Source organism: Actinoplanes sp. NPDC021490, from assembly GCF_055562135.1.
Genome location: NZ_JBVHFW010000001.1, coordinates 260,210 through 277,053 on the forward strand (window position 1 = coordinate 260,210; position 16,844 = coordinate 277,053).

The window sequence follows — 16,844 nt, forward strand, 5'->3', positions numbered from 1 at the left end:
CCGCCGGCCTCTGCTGAACTGGTTCACCGGCCGCAGGTGTGCGATGAAGAATCCGTGAAGGTTCCCTGAAGGCTCGTTTCCGACACTGACTTCCCTGACGTTGTGGGGAGGCAGCCATGGAACAGACCCGGATCGCTGTACAGGCGACGGACCCGCTCAGCCACGCCGGCCTCGCCGCGTTGCTCCAGTTCCGTGGTGACCTGACGGTGTTGCGCAATGCCCAGCGGGCCGAGGCCGACGTGCTGGTGGTCGCGGCCGAGCGGTTGAGCACCGAGGTGGTGGCCACCCTGCGCCGGGCCAACGCCGAGACCACCGCGCCGGTCGTGCTGGTGGTCTCCGAGATCGACGAGGGGGAGCTGCTGACCGCGGTCGAGTGCCGCGTGGTCGCGATCCTGCCGCGCGGAGCGGTCTCGGCCGACCGGCTGGCCCACAGCGTGAAGGCCGCGGCCTGCGGAGGCGGGGTGCTGCCGCCCAACCTGGTCGGCGAGCTGCTCAAGCACGTCGAGCGGATGCAGCGCGACGTGCTCACCCCGAACGGGCTGAACGCCTCCGGCCTGACCCCGCGCGAGATCGACGTGCTGCGGCTGATGGCCGACGGCTTCGACACCAACGAGATCGCGGGCAAGCTCTGCTACTCGGAGCGCACCGTGAAGAACGTGATCTACGGCGTGACGCACCGGCTCAAGCTGCGCAACCGGTCCCACGCTGTGGCATATGCGCTTCGTGCCGGCATGATCTGACGCTTGGATCGGGGGCATGGACGCCCCTGTGAAAGTGAAGCCCGGTGACCGGGTCGCGATCGTCTCGCCCTCGTGGGCCGGGCCCGGGGTCTATCCCGAGGTGCACGAGCTGGCCCGGCGACGCATACGCGACGAGTTCGGCCTCGAGCCGGTCGAGTTCCCCACCACCCGTACGCCCGGCGCGCCGGCCGCCGACCGGGCCGCCGATCTGATGGCCGCCTACGCCGATCCCACCATCCGGGCCGTCTTCGCGTCGATCGGCGGCGACGACCAGATCACCGTGCTGCCGCATCTCGACCCCGCGCCGTTCCGGGCCGACCCCAAGCCGTACTTCGGCTACTCCGACAACACCAACCTGCTCAACTGGCTGTGGATGCACGGCGTGGCCGGGTATCACGGCGGTTCGACGATGGTGCACCTGCCGGGTCCCGTCGACCCCCAGCACCTCGCGTCGCTGCGGGCCGCGCTCTTCGAGACCGTGGATCTGCCGATCGTCGCGGTGGCGGAGTTCAGCGAGGAGGAGGCCGACTGGGATGATCCGGCGTCGCTCGAGGCCCCGAGGCGGACCGTGCCCGATCCCGGCTGGGTCTGGCACCGGCCCGAGACGGTCGTGACCGGGCCGACGTGGGGCGGCAACCTCGAAATACTGCACTGGAACCTGGCCGTCTCCCGATGGATCCTCCCCGTCGACCGCTACGCCGGCTCGATCCTGTTGCTCGAGACGTCCGAGGAGATGCCGCCGGCCGAGGAGGTGTTCCGGATGATGCGCAACGCCGGTGAGCGGGGCCTGCTGCAGCAGTTCCCGGTGGTGCTGTTGGCCAAGGCCAAAGCGGCCCTCTTCGGTCAGCCGCCGGAGCCCGAGGCGCGTACGAAATACCGCGACGACCAGCGCGAGGCCGTGCTCGAGGCGATGGCCGCCTACAACCCGGAGGCGATGATCGTCTTCGGGATCGATTTCGGACATACGTCGCCGCAGTGGATCCTCCCGTACGGGGGCCGCATGACGGTCGACGGCCCGAACCGGACGATCACGGCGCACTACTGACGGGCTCCCGGGGTTGCACGGGCGGGGCGCACGGGTCGCAGAACGAGCGGGCCGGGGCGTGGGCGGTCAGGCGGGCCGGCACCAGCAGATAGGCCAGCACGGCGCCGGCCACCATCAGGCCGGCGCAGATCATCATCGTGTGGCGGTACACCGGCTGCAGGGTGGCCGCATCGGTCAGGTTTCCGCCGCCCAGCCCGGCCACCAGGGGCAGCACCGCCACCGACAGCAGACCGGCCGCCCGGGCCACGGCGTTGTTGACCCCAGAGGCGATTCCCGCGTACGAGTCCTCGAGCGCCCCCAGAGCGGTGGCGGTCAGCGGGGCCACGAGCGTCGACAGGCCGAGCCCGAAGATCAGCACTGCGGGCAGCACGTCGGTCCAGTAGTTGGCGCCGGCGCCGATCCGCGACATGAGCACCATGGCGACGGCGCAGATCAACGGGCCCACGGTCATCAGGATCCGTGGCCCGGTGCGCTGCGAGAGGGCGCCCGCGCGGGCCGAGAGCACCAGCATCAGCGCGGTCGTCGGAAGCAGCGCGATCCCGCTGGCCAGCGGCGTGAACCCGGACACCACCTGCAGATTGACCACGAACAGGAAGAACACCCCGCCGTTGGCCGCGTAGACCACGAACGTGACCAGGTTGGCCCCGCTGAACGCCCGGTTCCGGAAGATCCGCATGGGCAGCATCGGGTGCGGCGACCGCTGCTCGACCAGCACGAACGCGACCATGGCGGTGACCCCGACGGTCAGCGAGATCAGCACGACCGGGTCGCCGGGACCGTTCGCCGGCCACGCCGTGAAGCCGTACGTCAGACCGGCCAGACCGGCCGCGCCGGTGAGCACGCCGGCGTAGTCGATCCGGCGGGCCGCCTGCGGATTGCGCGACTCGGGGACGTGCTTGGCCGCCACCAGCAGCACGATCGCGGCGATCGGCACGTTGATCAGGAAGATGTAGCGCCAGTCGCCGATCTCGACCAGCCAGCCGCCGAGGAACGGCCCGAGCGCGCCGCCGATGCCGCCGAGCCCCGACCACGCGCCGATCGCCTTCGACCGGTCCTCGGCGGCGAACGAGGCCTCGAGGATGGCCAGGGCGCCCGGGGTGAGCAGGGCGCCGCCGATGCCCTGGAGTACGCGCGCGGCGATCAGCGTCTCGACGTTCGGCGCGAGGCCGCACAGCAGCGAGGCGACCGCGAACCAGGAGACGCCGAGCACGAAGATGCGCTTGCGGCCGTAGCGGTCCCCGAGCGAGCCGCCGAGCAGGATCAGCGAGGCCAGGCTCAGCGCGTAACCGTTGACGGTCCACTGCAGGCCGGCCGCGTCCGAGCCGAGATCACGGCCGATCGCAGGCAGCGCGATGTTGACCACCGTCGAGTCGATGAAGGCAAGACTGGAGCCGAGCACCGTCGCGAGCAGCACCCACCGGCCCGCGGGCGTGCTGTAACGGACCGGTGCCCCGGTGGTGAGAGCCATGCGGCGACCCTAGCCCCGTACGGCGCTCCGGGGGATCCGTCACGTGACTGGTCACACCGCAACCCGCATGACGGCCGGCCGAGCTGCGCGTCCTCCCGTTTCCGCTGGAGATGTGCACGCTCGTGCACATTCGAAGCGATGTGCACGTACGTGCACGCGCGGTACGATGTGCACGTACGTGCATAGGGGGAAGCCATGCGCCTCAGCGACACCAAAGACCTGGGTCTCTATCTGCGAGAGAGGCGCCGGGCCGCCTCGATGACGCAGGTCCAGTTGGCCGCACGTGCCGGAGTCAGCCGACGATGGCTCTCGGATCTCGAGTCCGGCAAACCCACGGCCGAGGTCGGGCTGGTGTTCCGGGTCGTCGCCGCCCTCGGTCTGTTCCTCGACGCGCGTCCCGAGCCGGAGGCCGACTTCGACCTCGATGCCTATCTCGATTCCCTCGGCGGAGGCCCGAGGTGAGCCGCGAGCTGGTCGTCTTGCTGAACGGTCGCCGAGCAGGCAACCTCGTGCAGGGCGCCGGTGGTGTCCTCGCCCTCGGCTACGACGCCGACTACCGGAACTCCGAGACGGCTCTCCCCTTGTCACTGTCGCTTCCGCTGACCCGAGCGGATCACACCGGCGCAGTCGTGCGGGCCTACTGCCAGGGTTTGCTGCCCGACAACGAGAACGTGCTGGAGCGCTGGGGCCGCGAGTTCCAGGTATCCGCCGGCAATCCGTTCGCCCTGCTCCGACATGTCGGGGAGGACTGTGCAGGCGCGGCCCAGTTCGTCACCGGCGAGCGGGCCGAGGCGCTGCTTGCGCACGATGGCAAGGTCGTTCCGCTGACCGAGGGGCAGGTCGCCGAGCGCCTGCGAATCCTGCGGCGTGATCCATCGGCGTGGCATCTGGCCGGTACGGGTCAGTTCAGCCTGGCCGGGGCACAGGCCAAGACTGCGTTGCATCTCGACATTATGAGCGGCCGGTGGGGAGACCCGTCCGGCGCGATTCCGACCACGCACATCCTCAAGCCTGCCATTACCGGATTCGACGACCACGACCTCAACGAGCACCTGTGCCTGCGGGCGGCCCAGATTCTGGGTTTGCGCGCTGCCGGGTCGCGGGTGCTTTCTTTCGGCGAGGAACGCGCAGTCGTGGTGGACCGTTACGACCGGTTCCCGGCGGGTGGTGGGCGGATCGTCCGGGTCCACCAGGAAGACATGTGCCAGGCGCTCGGCCTGCCACCGACCGCGAAGTACCAGAACGAGGGCGGCCCGGCGCCCGAGCAGATCATCGAGCTGCTCCGACGGGTGGTGACCCCGGCGACGGTGGCCGAGCAGGAGGTCGGCCGGTTCGTGGACGCGCTCGCGCTGAACTGGCTGATTGCGGGCACCGACGCGCATGCCAAGAACTACTCCGTCATGCTGAGGCCCGGCCAGGTGCGTCTCGCGCCGCTCTACGACGTGGCCAGCAGCCTTCCGTACGACGACATGTACCTGCCCCGGCTGCGTCTCGCCATGAGGATCGGCTCGGAGTATCGGGTCGAGGCGATCACCGGCCGCCACTGGACGGCCTTCGCCGAGCTCAATCGGCTCGATCCCGAGCGGGTCCGGGCGAGGATCGCTGAGCTGGCCGGACGGCTTCCGGACGCGTTCCGCGAGGCGGCCAGGGCGGAGGCGGTCGTCGCGCTGGGTTCGGAACTGCCGGGGCGGCTCGTCGCGCGGATCACCGAGCATGCGGGACGCTCTGTGGGCGCGCTGGGGCGAACGTGAAACTAGGGTGGGATGCATGATGCGTGCAGCCGTGTTCACCGAGCCAGGTCCCGCGTCCGTTCTTCGGATCACCGAACGGGATCTTCCTCCCGCCGGTCCTGACGAGGTCCGGGTGCGGATCGTTCTGTCCGCGGTCAACCCGACCGACACCGGCACCCGGGCCGGCCGCGGGGTGCCCGACGGGGTGTCGCCGCCGCGCGTGCCGAACCAGGACGGCGCCGGCGTCGTGGACGCGGTGGGTGACGGCGTGACCGGGCTCGAGCCGGGCGACCACGTCTGGGTGTGGGACGCGAGCTACGGCCGCGAGAACGGCACCGCTCAGGAATACGTGGTTCTGCCCCGCCGCCAGGTGGTTCGGATGAACGACGACGTGCCGTTCGAGGCCGGGGCCGCCCTGGGCATCCCGGCCCTCACCGCGCACCGCTGCCTCACGCTGGCCAGCGACGGCCCGGCGCGGCTGGCGCCGGGGGCGCTCGAGGGCCGTACGGTGCTGGTGGCCGGGGGTGCGGGGGCGGTCGGCAACGCCGCGATCCAGCTGGCCAAGTGGGCCGGCGCGACCGTGCTGACCACCGTCTCGTCGAAGGAGAAGGCCGACCTGGCCGCGGCCGCGGGCGCCGACTCGGTGATCAACTATCGCGAGGAGGACGTGGCCGCCCGGGTGCGCGAGCTCAGCCCGACCGGTCCGCACATCGTGGTCGAGGTCAACACCGAGAACCTGCGCCTCGACCTCAACGTGATCGCGCCCAACGGCAACATCGCGATCTACGTGGCCGGTGAGGTGACGATCCCCAGCTTCAAGGCGATGCTCAAGAACGTCAGCCTCGACTTCGTGCTGACCTACACGACCTCGGCCGAGGAGAAGGACAACGCGGTCGCCGCTGTGGCCGAGGCCGTCAACGCCGGCGCCTTCCGGGTCGGCGAGGACGCCGGGCTTCCGATCCTGCGCTACCCGTTCGAGCGGATCGCCGACGCCCACGGGGCCGTCGAGAACAACGCCGTGGGCAAGGTCGTCATCGAGGTGACCGAGCCCTGAGAAGCAGCGCGTCGGCCACCCGCTCGACACCGCGGCCGTCCACCGCCGACCAGGCCCGCCGGGCCAGCTCGGTGCGGGCGGCCGCGTCGGTCAGCAGCCGTTCCAGCGTGTCGACGGCGTCCACGCCCAGGTGACCCAGCCGGCCCAGGCCCGCACCAAAGCCGCGGGCGATGGTCCGGTCGTATCCGAGGATCTGGTTGTCGACCACCCAGACCAGCGCCGCGGGCAGGCCCAGGCAGAGCAGCTCCCACGTCGACGTGCCGCTCGCGCTGACCGCGAGGTCGGCCTCAGCCAGCAGCTTGGGCAGGTCGTCGGTGGGCGCGATGATGTCGAAGCGCTGCCCCTCGCCGGGCACGACGGCGTGCAGCTCGTCGCGCAGGCTCTGGTTGGCGCCGATGATCGTGGCTTCGAACGGCGCCCCGGTCTGGGCCAGCAACACGGCGATCTCGGGCGCGGCGCGATAGGCGTCGGTCCCGCCGAAGAAGGCCACAACCTTGGGTGTACGCGCGTTGGTGTGCACCGGCGGGGCCGCGGGACGCAGCGACCGCACCGAGCTGCGCAGCAGCGCGTAGTCGAGACCGGCCAGTCCGAGCGCGCCCTCAACCTCGACGACCGAGTCGAGGTTCTGGTCGACGTAGATGTCGGCCGTCTGACCGCGGAAGTCGCCGTCCACGATTGCCAGCACCGGGCGGCCGGTCGCGCGGACCGCCACCGAGTGCTCCGGCGGGAGCGTGTACGAGTCGATGACCAGCGCGTCGAGTTCGAGCTCGTCGGCCGCCGCGACCAGCCCGGCCGGGTCGGACGGCGGCGGATGCCAGGGCAGGCCGCGCTGAGTGAGCTGGGACTCGGCCCACTCCACGCCGCCTAGGTCGCTCAGGAAACGCACGCCGGCGCCGCGGGAGACCAGCTCCTCGGCCAGCGCGACGCACCGGACGAGATGCCCGACGCCGGTGCGCGCACCGGCGTCGCAGCGGATGCCGACGATCGTCACGGTTACGCCTGCACCAGGGCCTTCTGGAGGACGTGCGCGTTGAGTTCGATCAGGTCGGGCCGGCCGGCCAGCCAGTTGGCCAGCTCGCGCACCGAGATCGGCTCGTCGCCGAAGTGCCCGACGATCGCCTCGATGAGCTTCCAGTCGTCCTCGGTGTCGAGCGTGAGCCGCAGGTGCGACAGGTCGGGCTGCATGGTCAGCCCGATCACGTCGAAGTCGTCGGCGTGCGTGTAGATGTACGACGTCACGTGCGTGCGGTGGTGATCGGTGGCGAGCGCGTCCACCGCGCGCAGCACGGGTGTGCGCACCACTTCGACGTCGAGCCCGCGCGGCAGCGTACGGGTGATGGAAGTGGTCATGTAATCGACGCCGGACGCGGTGAACACGCGGTGGGCCAGCGCGACCAGGTGCGGGTCGAGCAGCGGGCAGTCCGCCGTGAACCGCATGACGACGTCGCTCTCGTGCCGGTCGAGCACGCCCAGGAAGCGGGTCAGCACGTCGTCGACCGGGCCCCGGATGCACGGGATGCCGATCTCGGCGCACTCGGCCACGACGGCGTCGTCGGCCGGCTCGATCGTGGTCGCGACGACCAGAGTGTCCAGGACGCCGCTCTGCTGAGCGGCCCGGACAACACGCTCGAGGACGCTGCGGCCCCCGAGCTTGCGCAGCACCTTGCCGGGAAGGCGCGAAGAGCCCATCCGGGCCTGGATGATGCCGAGGGTTGTCATTTAAGTCCTTTTCGAAGGCGATTCCGTGCCTTGCGGGCTACCCCGAAGCCGATCTTTGCAACGCGGAAACTCACCGTGCCACTGAAGAGGGCGACTTGCTTGCGAAGTTTGTTAAGTTCCCGGTCCCGCTTGTCGAGCTCGCGTTCGTACCACTGGGCGCGCGAGGTGGCGTCGGCGATCTGCCGGCGCAGCGCGCGCAGCTGCTCCTCGTGCTCGCGGCGGGAGTCGGGCAACGGAATCTCGTCCTCCGCCGGAATGGGCGGGACGTCGTCGGGCAGGCCGGCGGCGCCGTGGAGGACGGACGTGAGGGTCGGCAGATCGGTGGCAGCGGGCCAAGGGTGGGCATAGCCCCCACCGAGAAGCGTCTGTGCGAACCGGCGGATCACGTCGGTCTGCGGGGGAATGCTCGGGTCGAGCACTGCGAAGGCGTCGTGGTGGACCACGACGTTGTCGGCGGTCGTCTCGGGCAGCGCGGCGGCCCAGCCGGTGAGCAGGCGCCGCAGGACGGGCAGATCGTGGCGGAGGGCCGCGCCGAGCAGCAGCTCCTCGAGCAGGCGGCCGGTCGGCAGCGGGCCGTCCAGCCCGGTCAGGTCGTGGCCGGGGGCCTCGCGCAGCACGCGGCGCACCCAGGCGCCGTCGGGGCCGGGCGCGATCTCGACCACCGGGCCGTCGCCGGTGAGCACGGGCGGCAGGTGAAGCACGGCCGAGGGCCGGGGCGCGCGGTGGGCGACGACCAGCCAGGAGGCGGCGAACTCGGGGCCCAGTCCGCCTCGCACGGCGGCCTGGGCGAGCCGGCGGGGGTCGCTGAGAACAGCCCTTTCCGCGTACGCCCGGCCGACCGCCCCCGCGGCCACGGCGGACAGCACGCCGGCCGGCCCGTCCTGCAGCGCGTTGGGCGTGGCGATCAGGGAGGGCGCCTCGGGAACCGGCCAGGCCGCGCCCAGCCAGTCGATCGCCAGGCCCTCGGCCGCGAGCTTGCCCGCCAGCCGGGTCGGGTTGCCGGGCTTGGTGTCGAACTCGCCGAGCGGCCGCCACGCGCTGTCGGTCTGGGCCGAGGTGGCGGTGGTGGGGTCGACGAGCCGGTGCACGCCCAGCTCGTTCTCGACGGCGAGCAGCAGGGTGCCGCCGGGGCGGAGGACACGCTTGAGGGCCTGCAAGCTCGACTCCCAGTCGAGCTGCGCGTCCTCGACCGAGCAGAGCCGGTCGAGCCCGTCGAGGGCGACGACCACGTCGTACTTCTCGCCGGCGGGCAGCTTGGCCAGCGTGCCGCAGAGCACGGTGAGGCCGCGGGCGTCGAGCGCGATCGCCTCGGGCTCGGAGCGCACCAGGCACGTCACGTTCGACCTGGTGGCGAGCGCGTCGATCAGCTCGTCGGTGTGGGGGCCGGCGACCAGCACCTCGGCCCCGGCCGGCAGCTGCTCGGCGAGGTAGTCGAAGAGGGCGCCCCCGGCGCGCGGGCGGTCCTCGGTGAATGAGGGCATCTCACCCCCGATCATGTCCATCATGCGGGCACGGCCTCCGTCTGGGCGGATTGGGCAGTGTAGTACCCCGTCCAACCGAGCATCGCGCGCAGCTCCGCCGGTGACGCCAGGTAACCGTCGCCCAACTCACTCATGGCCGAGGCGCGGGCGGCCGCCAGATCGAGATGCTTGCCGTGCAACTCGGGCCAGCTGCGCCGGATGCGGTCGGCGGTCGGGCGATGCTCCTTGTCGAGGTGCATCGGGTCGCCGTAGACGGCGGGCTCGCATCCGGCCGCGACGCCGTGGAAGATCGCGCTGCTCAGCCGGTTGGATGCCACGCGCTTGTGCTTGCGCAGCTCGGCGAGCTGGTTGTCGAGGAAGTCGATGTCGGTGTCACGCCACTGGTATCCGCGGTAGCCGTGGCAGATGACCCGGCCGTACTGCTCGTAGGAGGCGCGTACGGCGTCGTTGCGGAATTCGTGCCAGTAGAGACAGAAGGTGACCGGGCCGCCGCCCTCGGTCTCCATGATCTCTTCGACCTGGCGCTGATGGTCGCCCGCGATGTGCTGGCCCTCCCACCCGTGGAAGGGATACCAGATCGTGCCCTCGCGGGCCGCGTCCTCTTCCGGGGTCGGCTCGGGCCGCATGGTCAGCAGATAGAGGAACGGAGCGCCGACGACCGTGGCCTGCCTGCGCCCCATCGACCAGGCTCGGCGCCGGGTCTGCTCGGAGAAGACGAAGATGGGCCGGCCCGGCACGTAAGGCGTGCCGGCGCCGAGCCCGTCGACCACGTTCCACCCGTGCTGCAGGTAGCCGTTGATCCGGGGCGGATGCTCCGGATCTAACCCGCAGTACTCGGCCAGGATGTGAGCGTGGCCGTAGAAGTGGTTGGCGTGGTGCACCCGCTAGCTCCCGAGGATGTTGCGCAACGTCTCCACGACGCGGTCCTGATCGGAGTCGGAGAGATCGACGAAGAGCGGCAACGATAGCTCTTCAGCGTAGAAGGCTTCGGCCACGGGGCACATGCCCCGCTTGTAGCCCAGATCCTCGAACACCGGGTGCCAGTACACCGGGATGTAGTTGACCTGCACACCGATCCCGGCCTCGCGCATGCGTTCGAAGACCTCACGCCGACGACCGTCCAACACCCGTACGGGATAAAGGTGACGCAGCGGGTCGACGCCCTCACGCTGAATCGGCAGCCGCAGCCCGGGCACGCCGGCCAGCAACTCGTCGTAGCGCGCGGTGAGCTGCTGACGACGGGCCTTGAAGGCGGCCAGCCGCTTGAGCTGCGAGCTGCCCAGGGCGCAGAGCACGTCGGGCAGCCGGTAGTTCAGCCCGAACTCGTGAACCTCCTGGTGCCACGGGCCCTCGTCGGGGTAACGCATGCGGCCCCGGTCGCGAACCAGGCCGATCATGCGGAACTCGCGGGCCCGCTGCAGCAGCTCGGGCCGCAGCGACGTCACGGCGCCGCCCTCGGCCGTGGTGAGGTTTTTGGTCGGGAAGAACGAGAACGTCGTCACGTCGGCAAGCGAGCCGACCGGACGGCCGTGATAGGTCGTGCCGATCGAGTGGGCGGCGTCGCCGATCAGCACGGCGCCGACGCCCTCGGAGATCTTGCGGAGCGCGTCGTAGTCGGCCGGGTGGCCCGCGTAGTCGACCGCGGCGATCGCCTTGGTGCGCGACGTGACCGCGGCCTCGACCGCGGCCGGGTCGATGTTGGCCGTCTCGTCCTCGACGTCGGCAAAGACGATCTTGGCGCCGAGCATGGCCGCCGTGGACGCGGTGGCCACGAACGTCATCGGCGTCGTGACGACCTCGTCGCCGTGGGTCACACCGGCCGCCGCGTACGCGGTGTGGAGCGCGGTCGTGCCGTTGGTGACGGTGACCGCCGGAGCGCCGGCGACCGCCTCGATGTCGGCCTCGAACTGCGCGACCCGGGGGCCGGTGGTCAGCCAGTCGCTGCCCAGGGCGGAGACGACCGCCTCCACGTCGGACTGGTCGATCGACTGCCGCCCGTACGGCAGCATCAGTTCTCCTCGAGCAGCTTGCGCATGTCCTCGACGGAGAGCCAGAGGTCGTTGTTGTCGGAGCGGTAGTTGAAGCCGTCCGGAACCTCTTCGCCGCCCGCGGGGGTCTCGTAGCCCCAGCTGGCCACGACCGGCTGCACCACGTAGCGGTCGGGGAAGCGCAGCGTGCGACGGCTGTCGTCGGAGGCGATCATCTCTTCGTGGAGCTTCTCGCCCGGCCGGACGCCCATCTCGTGGGTGGCCGAGTTCGGAGCGACGGCCTCGACCAGGTCGAGGATGCGCATGCTGGGGATGCGCGGCACGAACAGCTCGCCACCCTGCATGGTGTCGAACGAGTCGACGACGAACTTCACGGCCTGGGGGAGCGTGATCCAGAAGCGGGTCATCCGCTTGTCGGTGATCGGCAGGCTCTTGCCCTCGGCGGCGAGCTTGCGGAACAGCGGGACGACCGAGCCGCGGCTGCCCATAACGTTTCCGTAACGGACCACGGCGAGGCGGGTCGGGTGGGTGGCCGCGTAGTGGTTGCCGGCGATGAAGAGCTTGTCGGCAACGAGCTTGGTCGCGCCGTACAGGTTGATCGGGCTCGACGCCTTGTCGGTGGAGAGCGCGACGACCTTCTTGACGCCCTTGTCGATCGCGGCGTCGATCACGTTCTGTGAACCGTTGATGTTCGTCTCGACGAACTCCGACGGGTTGTACTCCGCGGTGTCGACCTGCTTGAGAGCGGCCGCGTGCACCACGTAGTCGATGTTGTGCATGGCCCGCTCCAGGCGCGCCTTGTCCCGGATGTCACCGAGGAAGAAGCGCAGCCGGGGGTCGTCGCCGAACATCTGCCGGACCTCGTACTGCTTCAGCTCGTCCCGGGAGAACACGACGATGCGCTGCGGGTCGAGGTGGGTCAGGGCGTAGTTGAGAAACGCCTTGCCGAACGACCCGGTAGCACCGGTGACCAGGATCGATGATCCGCTGAGTACAGACACTTTGATTTTCTCCCGGGGGGTGGGACAGGACGCAGTACGAGCCGGAAGCATAACCAGCCCACCAGCCGATTTGCGGATCGACACTAAACGCAAACCGTAGTTCACCTGGTGTTCAGCTAGCATTGGCCGTCAGTACACCTGGTGCGACGAGGTTAAGAATCCTCTGTTCACCCAGCCCCTTTGGAGAACCCCTGTGAGTGACCTGCAGAGACTGCGCGAGGCGTTCCGCACCGCACTGGACCTTCCGGCGGACGCGCCCGTGGACGACCTGCAATACCAGGACAACGAGAAGTGGGATTCCCTCGCTCACATGTCTCTGGTCGCGGCCATCGAGGACGAGTTCTCCGTGATGATTGACACAGACGACGTCATCAACATGTCGAGCTTCGCCGAGGCGACCCGCATCCTGGGTAAGTACGGAGTGAACTTCAATGAGTGATCGGGTGGCCCTGGTGACAGGCGCCTCCCGCGGTATCGGTCGTGCCACCGCTACGCGTCTCGCGGAGCAGGGGCACGACCTCGTGCTGCACGGCCATCGCGCCGATGCGATCGCGGCCGTCGCCGAGGAGCTCGCCGCCAAGTATGGCGTAACCGTGCTCAGCGGCCATGGTGATGTCGCTGACCCCGCGACCAGCAAGGCGCTCGTGCAGCTCGCCTTCGGCACCTTCAAGCGCCTGGACGCGCTGGTCGTCAACGCCGGCACGCACGCGGCGGGCATGCTCGGCATGACCGACGACGCGACCATCCAGCGCCTGTTCGCGGTCAACTCGGCGGGCGCGGTCTACACGCTGCGCGGCGCCACCCGCCTGCTGGCCCGGGGCAAGAACCCGGCCGTCGTCCTCGTCTCGTCGATCACCGCCTCACGCGGCATCGCCGGTCAGGCCGTCTATTCGGCCTCCAAGGCGGCCGTGGCCGCCCTGGCCAGGTCGGCCGCCAAGGAGCTCGGCCGGCAGGGCATCCGGGTCAACGCCGTCGAGCCCGGCTTCATCGCCACCGACATGCTCGACACTCTCGACGAAAAAGGCCGCGAGGAGCGCATCGCCGACACGGCGCTGGGCCGGCTGGGCGAGGCCGACGAGGTCGCCGACGTGATCGCGTTCCTCCTCTCCGAGCAGGCCCGGTTCGTGACCGGCCAGGTGCTCGGGGTCGACGGAGGACTGACGCTGTGAACCTGCTCCACCCCGGTGCCCGTGTGATCGACGCGGCCACCGGCGAGACGCTGACCGAGGACATGATCGAGGCGGCGGCCGCCGCGCTGGCCCGCGAGCCGGGCGGGGTGGTCTTCCATCCGTTCGAGACGACCCTGCTGTCGATCGCCCGCTACCTCGCGGCGTTCCGGCTGGGCCGCCCGATCGTGCTGCTCGACCCCGACGGCGACCACGCCGGCCTGATCGAGCGGTTCACCACCACCGAGGTGCACCCCGACCTGGCCCTGCTGCTGACCACCAGCGGCTCGACCGGCAACCCGAAGCTGGTGCGGCTCTCGGCCGACGCCGTGCGGACGAACGCCGAGCAGATCGCCGAGGTCCTCGACATCACCCCGGACGCGGTCGCCATCACGACGCTCCCGCTGTTCTATTCGTACGGGATGTCGGTCTTGAACTCGCACCTGCTCAAGGGTGCGACGGTGGTGCTCGAGCGCACCGGGATCATGCAGCGCGAATTCTGGACCGCGACCGCCGACCAGGGCATCACCTCGATGGCGTTCGTCCCTTATCAGTACGAGATGCTGCGCCGGCTGCGCTTCGACCCGGCCAAGTATCCGGCCCTGCACACCCTGACCCAGGCCGGCGGACGGCTGCGGGCCGACCTGGTGACCGACTTCGCGCAGCGGATGGCGACCGTCGGCGGCCGGCTCTACGTGATGTACGGCCAGACCGAGGCGGCGCCGCGGATGGCGACCCTGCCCCCGGCCCGCATGGAGGAGAAGGCGGGCTCGGTCGGCCTGGCCCTGCCCGGCGGCGCCTTCACGATCGAGGACGACGAGGTCGTCTACCGCGGCCCGAACGTGATGATGGGATACGCCGAGACCGCGGCCGATCTCGCGCTCGGCGACGTGCAGGGTGGCGTACTGCACACCGGTGATCTCGGTCGCCTCGACGACGAGGGCTTCCTGTTCATCACCGGCCGCACCAAAAGGATGGGCAAGGTCTTCGGCGTCCGGATCAACCTGGACGACGTGGAGAAGAACTTCCCGGTGGCCGCCGTGGCCGGCGACGACAAGCTGCACGTGTTCGCCGAGGGCATTTCGGACGACGAGGCCCGCGGGCTCCGCACCAAGATCTCCGAGTGGCTCGGGACACATTTCTCCGGCGTCGTAGTGCGTAGTGTTGAGGCCCTGCCGCTGCTGCCCAACGGCAAGATCGACTACCGGGCGCTGGAGTCTTCGTTGTGAGTGTCTTCACCCTGTCTCAGGCAGCGAAGGAAGAGGTCCTGCTCAAGGAGCTCTCCACGCTGACCGAGCATCACCGGGAGAACTGCGAGCCGTACGCGCGGATTCTCGCCGCCTCCGGTTACCAGCCGGCGACCTCCGTTGCCGGGCTGCCCTGGCTGCCGGTGCGCCTCTTCAAGAACCTCGAGCTCAAGAGCATCCCGGACGACGAGGTGTACAAGGTCCTCACGTCCAGCGGCACCACCGGGGCCGAGGTCAGCAAGATCTACCTCGACAAGGCGGCGGCGGCCGAGCAGACCCGCAAGCTGGGCGCCACCGTGCAGAGCGTGCTCGGCCCCAAGCGGCTGCCGATGATCCTGGTCGACACCAAGGCCATGCTCAAGGACCGCAAGTCGTTCAGCGCCCGCGGCGCCGGCGTGCTCGGCATGTCCAACTTCGGGCGCAACCACGTGTGGGCGCTCGACAACGAGGGCCACGTCGACGTCGAGGCGCTCAAGGGCTTCCTCGAGGAGTACGGCGACGAGCCGTTCCTCATCTTCGGCTTCACCTACCTGGTCTGGCTGCACCTCTACGAGGTCGCCAAGGACAACGGGCTCGACCTCAGCAACGGCATCCTGATCCACTCGGGCGGCTGGAAGAAGCTGGTCGACCAGGCCGTCTCGCCCGAGGAGTTCCGCCGGCGCTTGTCCGAGGTCGGGCTGACCAGGGTGCACAACTACTACGGCATGATCGAGCAGATCGGCACGATCTTCCTCGAGGGGCCGGCCGGTGGCTCGCTCTACTGCCCCGACTTCGCCGACGTGGTGATCCGCGACCCCGAGACCTGGGCCGAGCAGCCGGTCGGCCAGCCCGGCCTGATCGAGGTCATCAGCACGCTTCCGACGTCCTATCCCGGCCACGTGCTGCTCACCGAAGACCTCGGGGTGGTGCACGGCGTCGACGACGGCGACTGGCCCGGCAAGCGGTTCTCGGTGCTCGGCCGGCTTCCGCGGGCCGAGGCGCGCGGCTGCTCCGACACGTACCGGGAGGCAGCGTGATCCAGTACCGCTTCGGCGTCGAGGGTGACCTGACCGCGCCCTCCGACGACCGGCTCACCGTCGGCGACCCCCGGGTCATCGATTTCCTCGGCAAGCTGGCCCGCAAGCTGCTGGCCCCGGCCGTGGCCCGGCGGCACCCCGAGCTGGGCTCGCTCGGCTTCTTCCTGCGCCCGGCCGAGCTGCACCGCACGGTCGAGCACATGCGGGCACGCGACGCGCTGGTGTTCCCGCGCGGCAACGTCTTCCACATCCCGCCGGCCAACGTCGACACCATCTTCGTCTACTCGTGGGCGCTGTCCGCCCTGGCCGGCAACCACAACGTCGTACGGATCTCGGAGCGCTCGGCCACCGCGGCCGACACCATCCTGACCGCGCTCAACGAGGTGCTGGCCGACGCCGACCCGGTGATCGCCCGCACCCAGCGCATGATCACGTACGGCCGGGACGACAAGGTCACCGCGGCGCTCAGCCAGTGGGCCGACCTGCGGGTCATCTGGGGCGGCGACTCGGCCGTCGAGGCGATCCGCAAGCACCCGCTGCGCCCGTCCGCCCGCGATCTGACCTTCCCCGACCGCACGTCGTGGGCGGCGCTGTCGGCCGACGGCTGGCGTGCGGCCGACCCGGCCCGGCGGCGCGCCGCCGTGCTCGGGTTCACCAACGACTCGTACTGGTTCGACCAGGCCGCCTGCTCCTCGCCGCGCACGGTCTTCCTGGTCGGCGAGAACACCGGCGACGTCCGGGCCGAGTTCATCGACCTGCTCCTCGGCATGGTCGGCGAGCGCGGGTGGGAGATCGACGCCGCGATGGCCGTCGAGAAGCGGGTCAACGCGTACGGGATGGCCGCGACCGGCGCGATCTCGGCGATGGAGTTCCCGGCCAACTCGGTCACCGCGATGTCGCTGATCACCGTGCCCGACGCGCCGCGCCGCTGGATCGGCGCCGGGGCCTTCCCGTTCGCCGAGGTCGGGTCGCTGCTCGAGCTGGTGCCGGCGATGAACCGGCAGGACCAGACGTTCAGCCACTTCGGGTTCACCAGCGAGCAGCTGCGGGAGTTCGCCCTGGCGCTGGGCGGGCGTGGAGTCGACCGGATCGTCCCGTTCGGTCAGGCGCTCACCTTCGGATCCATCTGGGACGGCTACGACCTGCCGCGCGAATTCACCCGGTTGACGACCCTCGTAGAGTGACCGCC

Annotated in this window: 17 protein-coding genes; 10 read left to right on the forward strand and 7 right to left on the reverse strand. The window is 70.1% G+C overall.

Annotated features, from left to right (window positions below; genetic code table 11):
- Positions 1-116 precede the first annotated feature (116 nt).
- Both ACZ3I4_RS01205 and ACZ3I4_RS01210 read left to right on the forward strand, forming a co-directional pair.
- Positions 117-740 (forward strand): helix-turn-helix transcriptional regulator, encoded by a 624-nt coding sequence (locus tag ACZ3I4_RS01205; RefSeq protein WP_465379822.1) that lies wholly within the window; start codon positions 117-119, stop codon positions 738-740.
- 16 nt (positions 741-756) lie between these two features.
- Positions 757-1,785 (forward strand): S66 peptidase family protein, encoded by a 1,029-nt coding sequence (locus tag ACZ3I4_RS01210; RefSeq protein ID WP_465379823.1) that lies wholly within the window; start codon positions 757-759, stop codon positions 1,783-1,785.
- Here ACZ3I4_RS01210 and ACZ3I4_RS01215 read toward each other — a convergent pair.
- A complete protein-coding gene (locus ACZ3I4_RS01215; RefSeq protein WP_465379824.1) occupies positions 1,769-3,253 on the reverse strand; it encodes a DHA2 family efflux MFS transporter permease subunit in 1,485 nt (494 codons plus the stop codon). The two genes, ACZ3I4_RS01210 and ACZ3I4_RS01215, sit on opposite strands and share 17 nt — an antisense overlap.
- 195 nt (positions 3,254-3,448) lie before the next feature.
- Between ACZ3I4_RS01215 and ACZ3I4_RS01220 the strand changes: the two genes are divergently transcribed.
- Genes ACZ3I4_RS01220 through ACZ3I4_RS01230 form a run of 3 tightly spaced genes read left to right on the forward strand, consistent with a single transcriptional unit; the run spans position 3,449 to position 6,037 of the window.
- The gene (locus tag ACZ3I4_RS01220) at positions 3,449-3,715 is read left to right on the forward strand and encodes a helix-turn-helix domain-containing protein (protein ID WP_465379825.1); all 267 of its coding nucleotides are present in this window, start codon (positions 3,449-3,451) and stop codon (positions 3,713-3,715) included.
- The gene (locus ACZ3I4_RS01225) at positions 3,712-5,004 is read left to right on the forward strand and encodes a type II toxin-antitoxin system HipA family toxin (RefSeq protein WP_465379826.1); all 1,293 of its coding nucleotides are present in this window, start codon (positions 3,712-3,714) and stop codon (positions 5,002-5,004) included. The genes ACZ3I4_RS01220 and ACZ3I4_RS01225 overlap by 4 nt, the downstream gene beginning before the upstream one ends.
- Positions 5,005-5,023: 19 nt before the next feature.
- Positions 5,024-6,037 carry an NADPH:quinone reductase gene (locus ACZ3I4_RS01230; RefSeq protein ID WP_465380439.1) on the forward strand — a complete coding sequence of 338 codons (1,014 nt, stop codon included), beginning with the start codon at positions 5,024-5,026 and terminating at the stop codon, positions 6,035-6,037.
- On the opposite strand, the gene ACZ3I4_RS01235 is transcribed toward ACZ3I4_RS01230, so the two are convergent.
- The 6 genes from ACZ3I4_RS01235 to pseB are packed head-to-tail and all read right to left on the reverse strand — an operon-like array spanning position 6,015 to position 12,226.
- The gene (locus ACZ3I4_RS01235) at positions 6,015-7,028 is read right to left on the reverse strand and encodes a PseG/SpsG family protein (protein WP_465379827.1); all 1,014 of its coding nucleotides are present in this window, start codon (positions 7,026-7,028) and stop codon (positions 6,015-6,017) included. The genes ACZ3I4_RS01230 and ACZ3I4_RS01235 overlap by 23 nt on opposite strands.
- Positions 7,029-7,030: 2 nt before the next feature.
- On the reverse strand, positions 7,031-7,756 hold the full coding sequence (locus ACZ3I4_RS01240) for a cytidylyltransferase domain-containing protein (protein ID WP_465379828.1): 726 nt from the start codon (positions 7,754-7,756) through the stop codon (positions 7,031-7,033).
- Entirely contained in the window at positions 7,753-9,261 is a 1,509-nt protein-coding gene (locus ACZ3I4_RS01245; RefSeq protein ID WP_465379829.1) for a class I SAM-dependent methyltransferase, read from the reverse strand. Before ACZ3I4_RS01245 ends, ACZ3I4_RS01240 begins: the two co-directional genes overlap by 4 nt.
- On the reverse strand, positions 9,258-10,118 hold the full coding sequence (locus ACZ3I4_RS01250) for a hypothetical protein (protein WP_465379830.1): 861 nt from the start codon (positions 10,116-10,118) through the stop codon (positions 9,258-9,260). Before ACZ3I4_RS01250 ends, ACZ3I4_RS01245 begins: the two co-directional genes overlap by 4 nt.
- Positions 10,119-10,121: 3 nt before the next feature.
- On the reverse strand, positions 10,122-11,246 hold the full coding sequence (locus tag ACZ3I4_RS01255) for a DegT/DnrJ/EryC1/StrS family aminotransferase (protein WP_465379831.1): 1,125 nt from the start codon (positions 11,244-11,246) through the stop codon (positions 10,122-10,124).
- A complete protein-coding gene (pseB, locus tag ACZ3I4_RS01260) occupies positions 11,246-12,226 on the reverse strand; it encodes a UDP-N-acetylglucosamine 4,6-dehydratase (inverting) (RefSeq protein ID WP_465379832.1) in 981 nt (326 codons plus the stop codon). The genes ACZ3I4_RS01255 and pseB overlap by 1 nt, the downstream gene beginning before the upstream one ends.
- 193 nt (positions 12,227-12,419) lie before the next feature.
- Here pseB and ACZ3I4_RS01265 point away from each other — a divergent pair, with 193 nt between their 5' ends.
- Genes ACZ3I4_RS01265 through ACZ3I4_RS01285 form a run of 5 tightly spaced genes read left to right on the forward strand, consistent with a single transcriptional unit; the run spans position 12,420 to position 16,839 of the window.
- On the forward strand, positions 12,420-12,665 hold the full coding sequence (locus tag ACZ3I4_RS01265; RefSeq protein WP_465379833.1) for an acyl carrier protein: 246 nt from the start codon (positions 12,420-12,422) through the stop codon (positions 12,663-12,665).
- On the forward strand, positions 12,658-13,395 hold the full coding sequence (locus ACZ3I4_RS01270) for an SDR family NAD(P)-dependent oxidoreductase (protein WP_465379834.1): 738 nt from the start codon (positions 12,658-12,660) through the stop codon (positions 13,393-13,395). The genes ACZ3I4_RS01265 and ACZ3I4_RS01270 overlap by 8 nt, the downstream gene beginning before the upstream one ends.
- The gene (locus ACZ3I4_RS01275; protein ID WP_465379835.1) at positions 13,392-14,621 is read left to right on the forward strand and encodes an AMP-binding protein; all 1,230 of its coding nucleotides are present in this window, start codon (positions 13,392-13,394) and stop codon (positions 14,619-14,621) included. The genes ACZ3I4_RS01270 and ACZ3I4_RS01275 overlap by 4 nt, the downstream gene beginning before the upstream one ends.
- Positions 14,618-15,655, forward strand: a complete 1,038-nt coding sequence (locus tag ACZ3I4_RS01280) for a LuxE/PaaK family acyltransferase (protein ID WP_465379836.1) — start codon at positions 14,618-14,620, stop codon at positions 15,653-15,655. Before ACZ3I4_RS01275 ends, ACZ3I4_RS01280 begins: the two co-directional genes overlap by 4 nt.
- Entirely contained in the window at positions 15,652-16,839 is a 1,188-nt protein-coding gene (locus ACZ3I4_RS01285) for an acyl-CoA reductase (protein WP_465379837.1), read from the forward strand. Before ACZ3I4_RS01280 ends, ACZ3I4_RS01285 begins: the two co-directional genes overlap by 4 nt.
- The last annotated feature ends 5 nt before the right edge of the window (positions 16,840-16,844 follow it).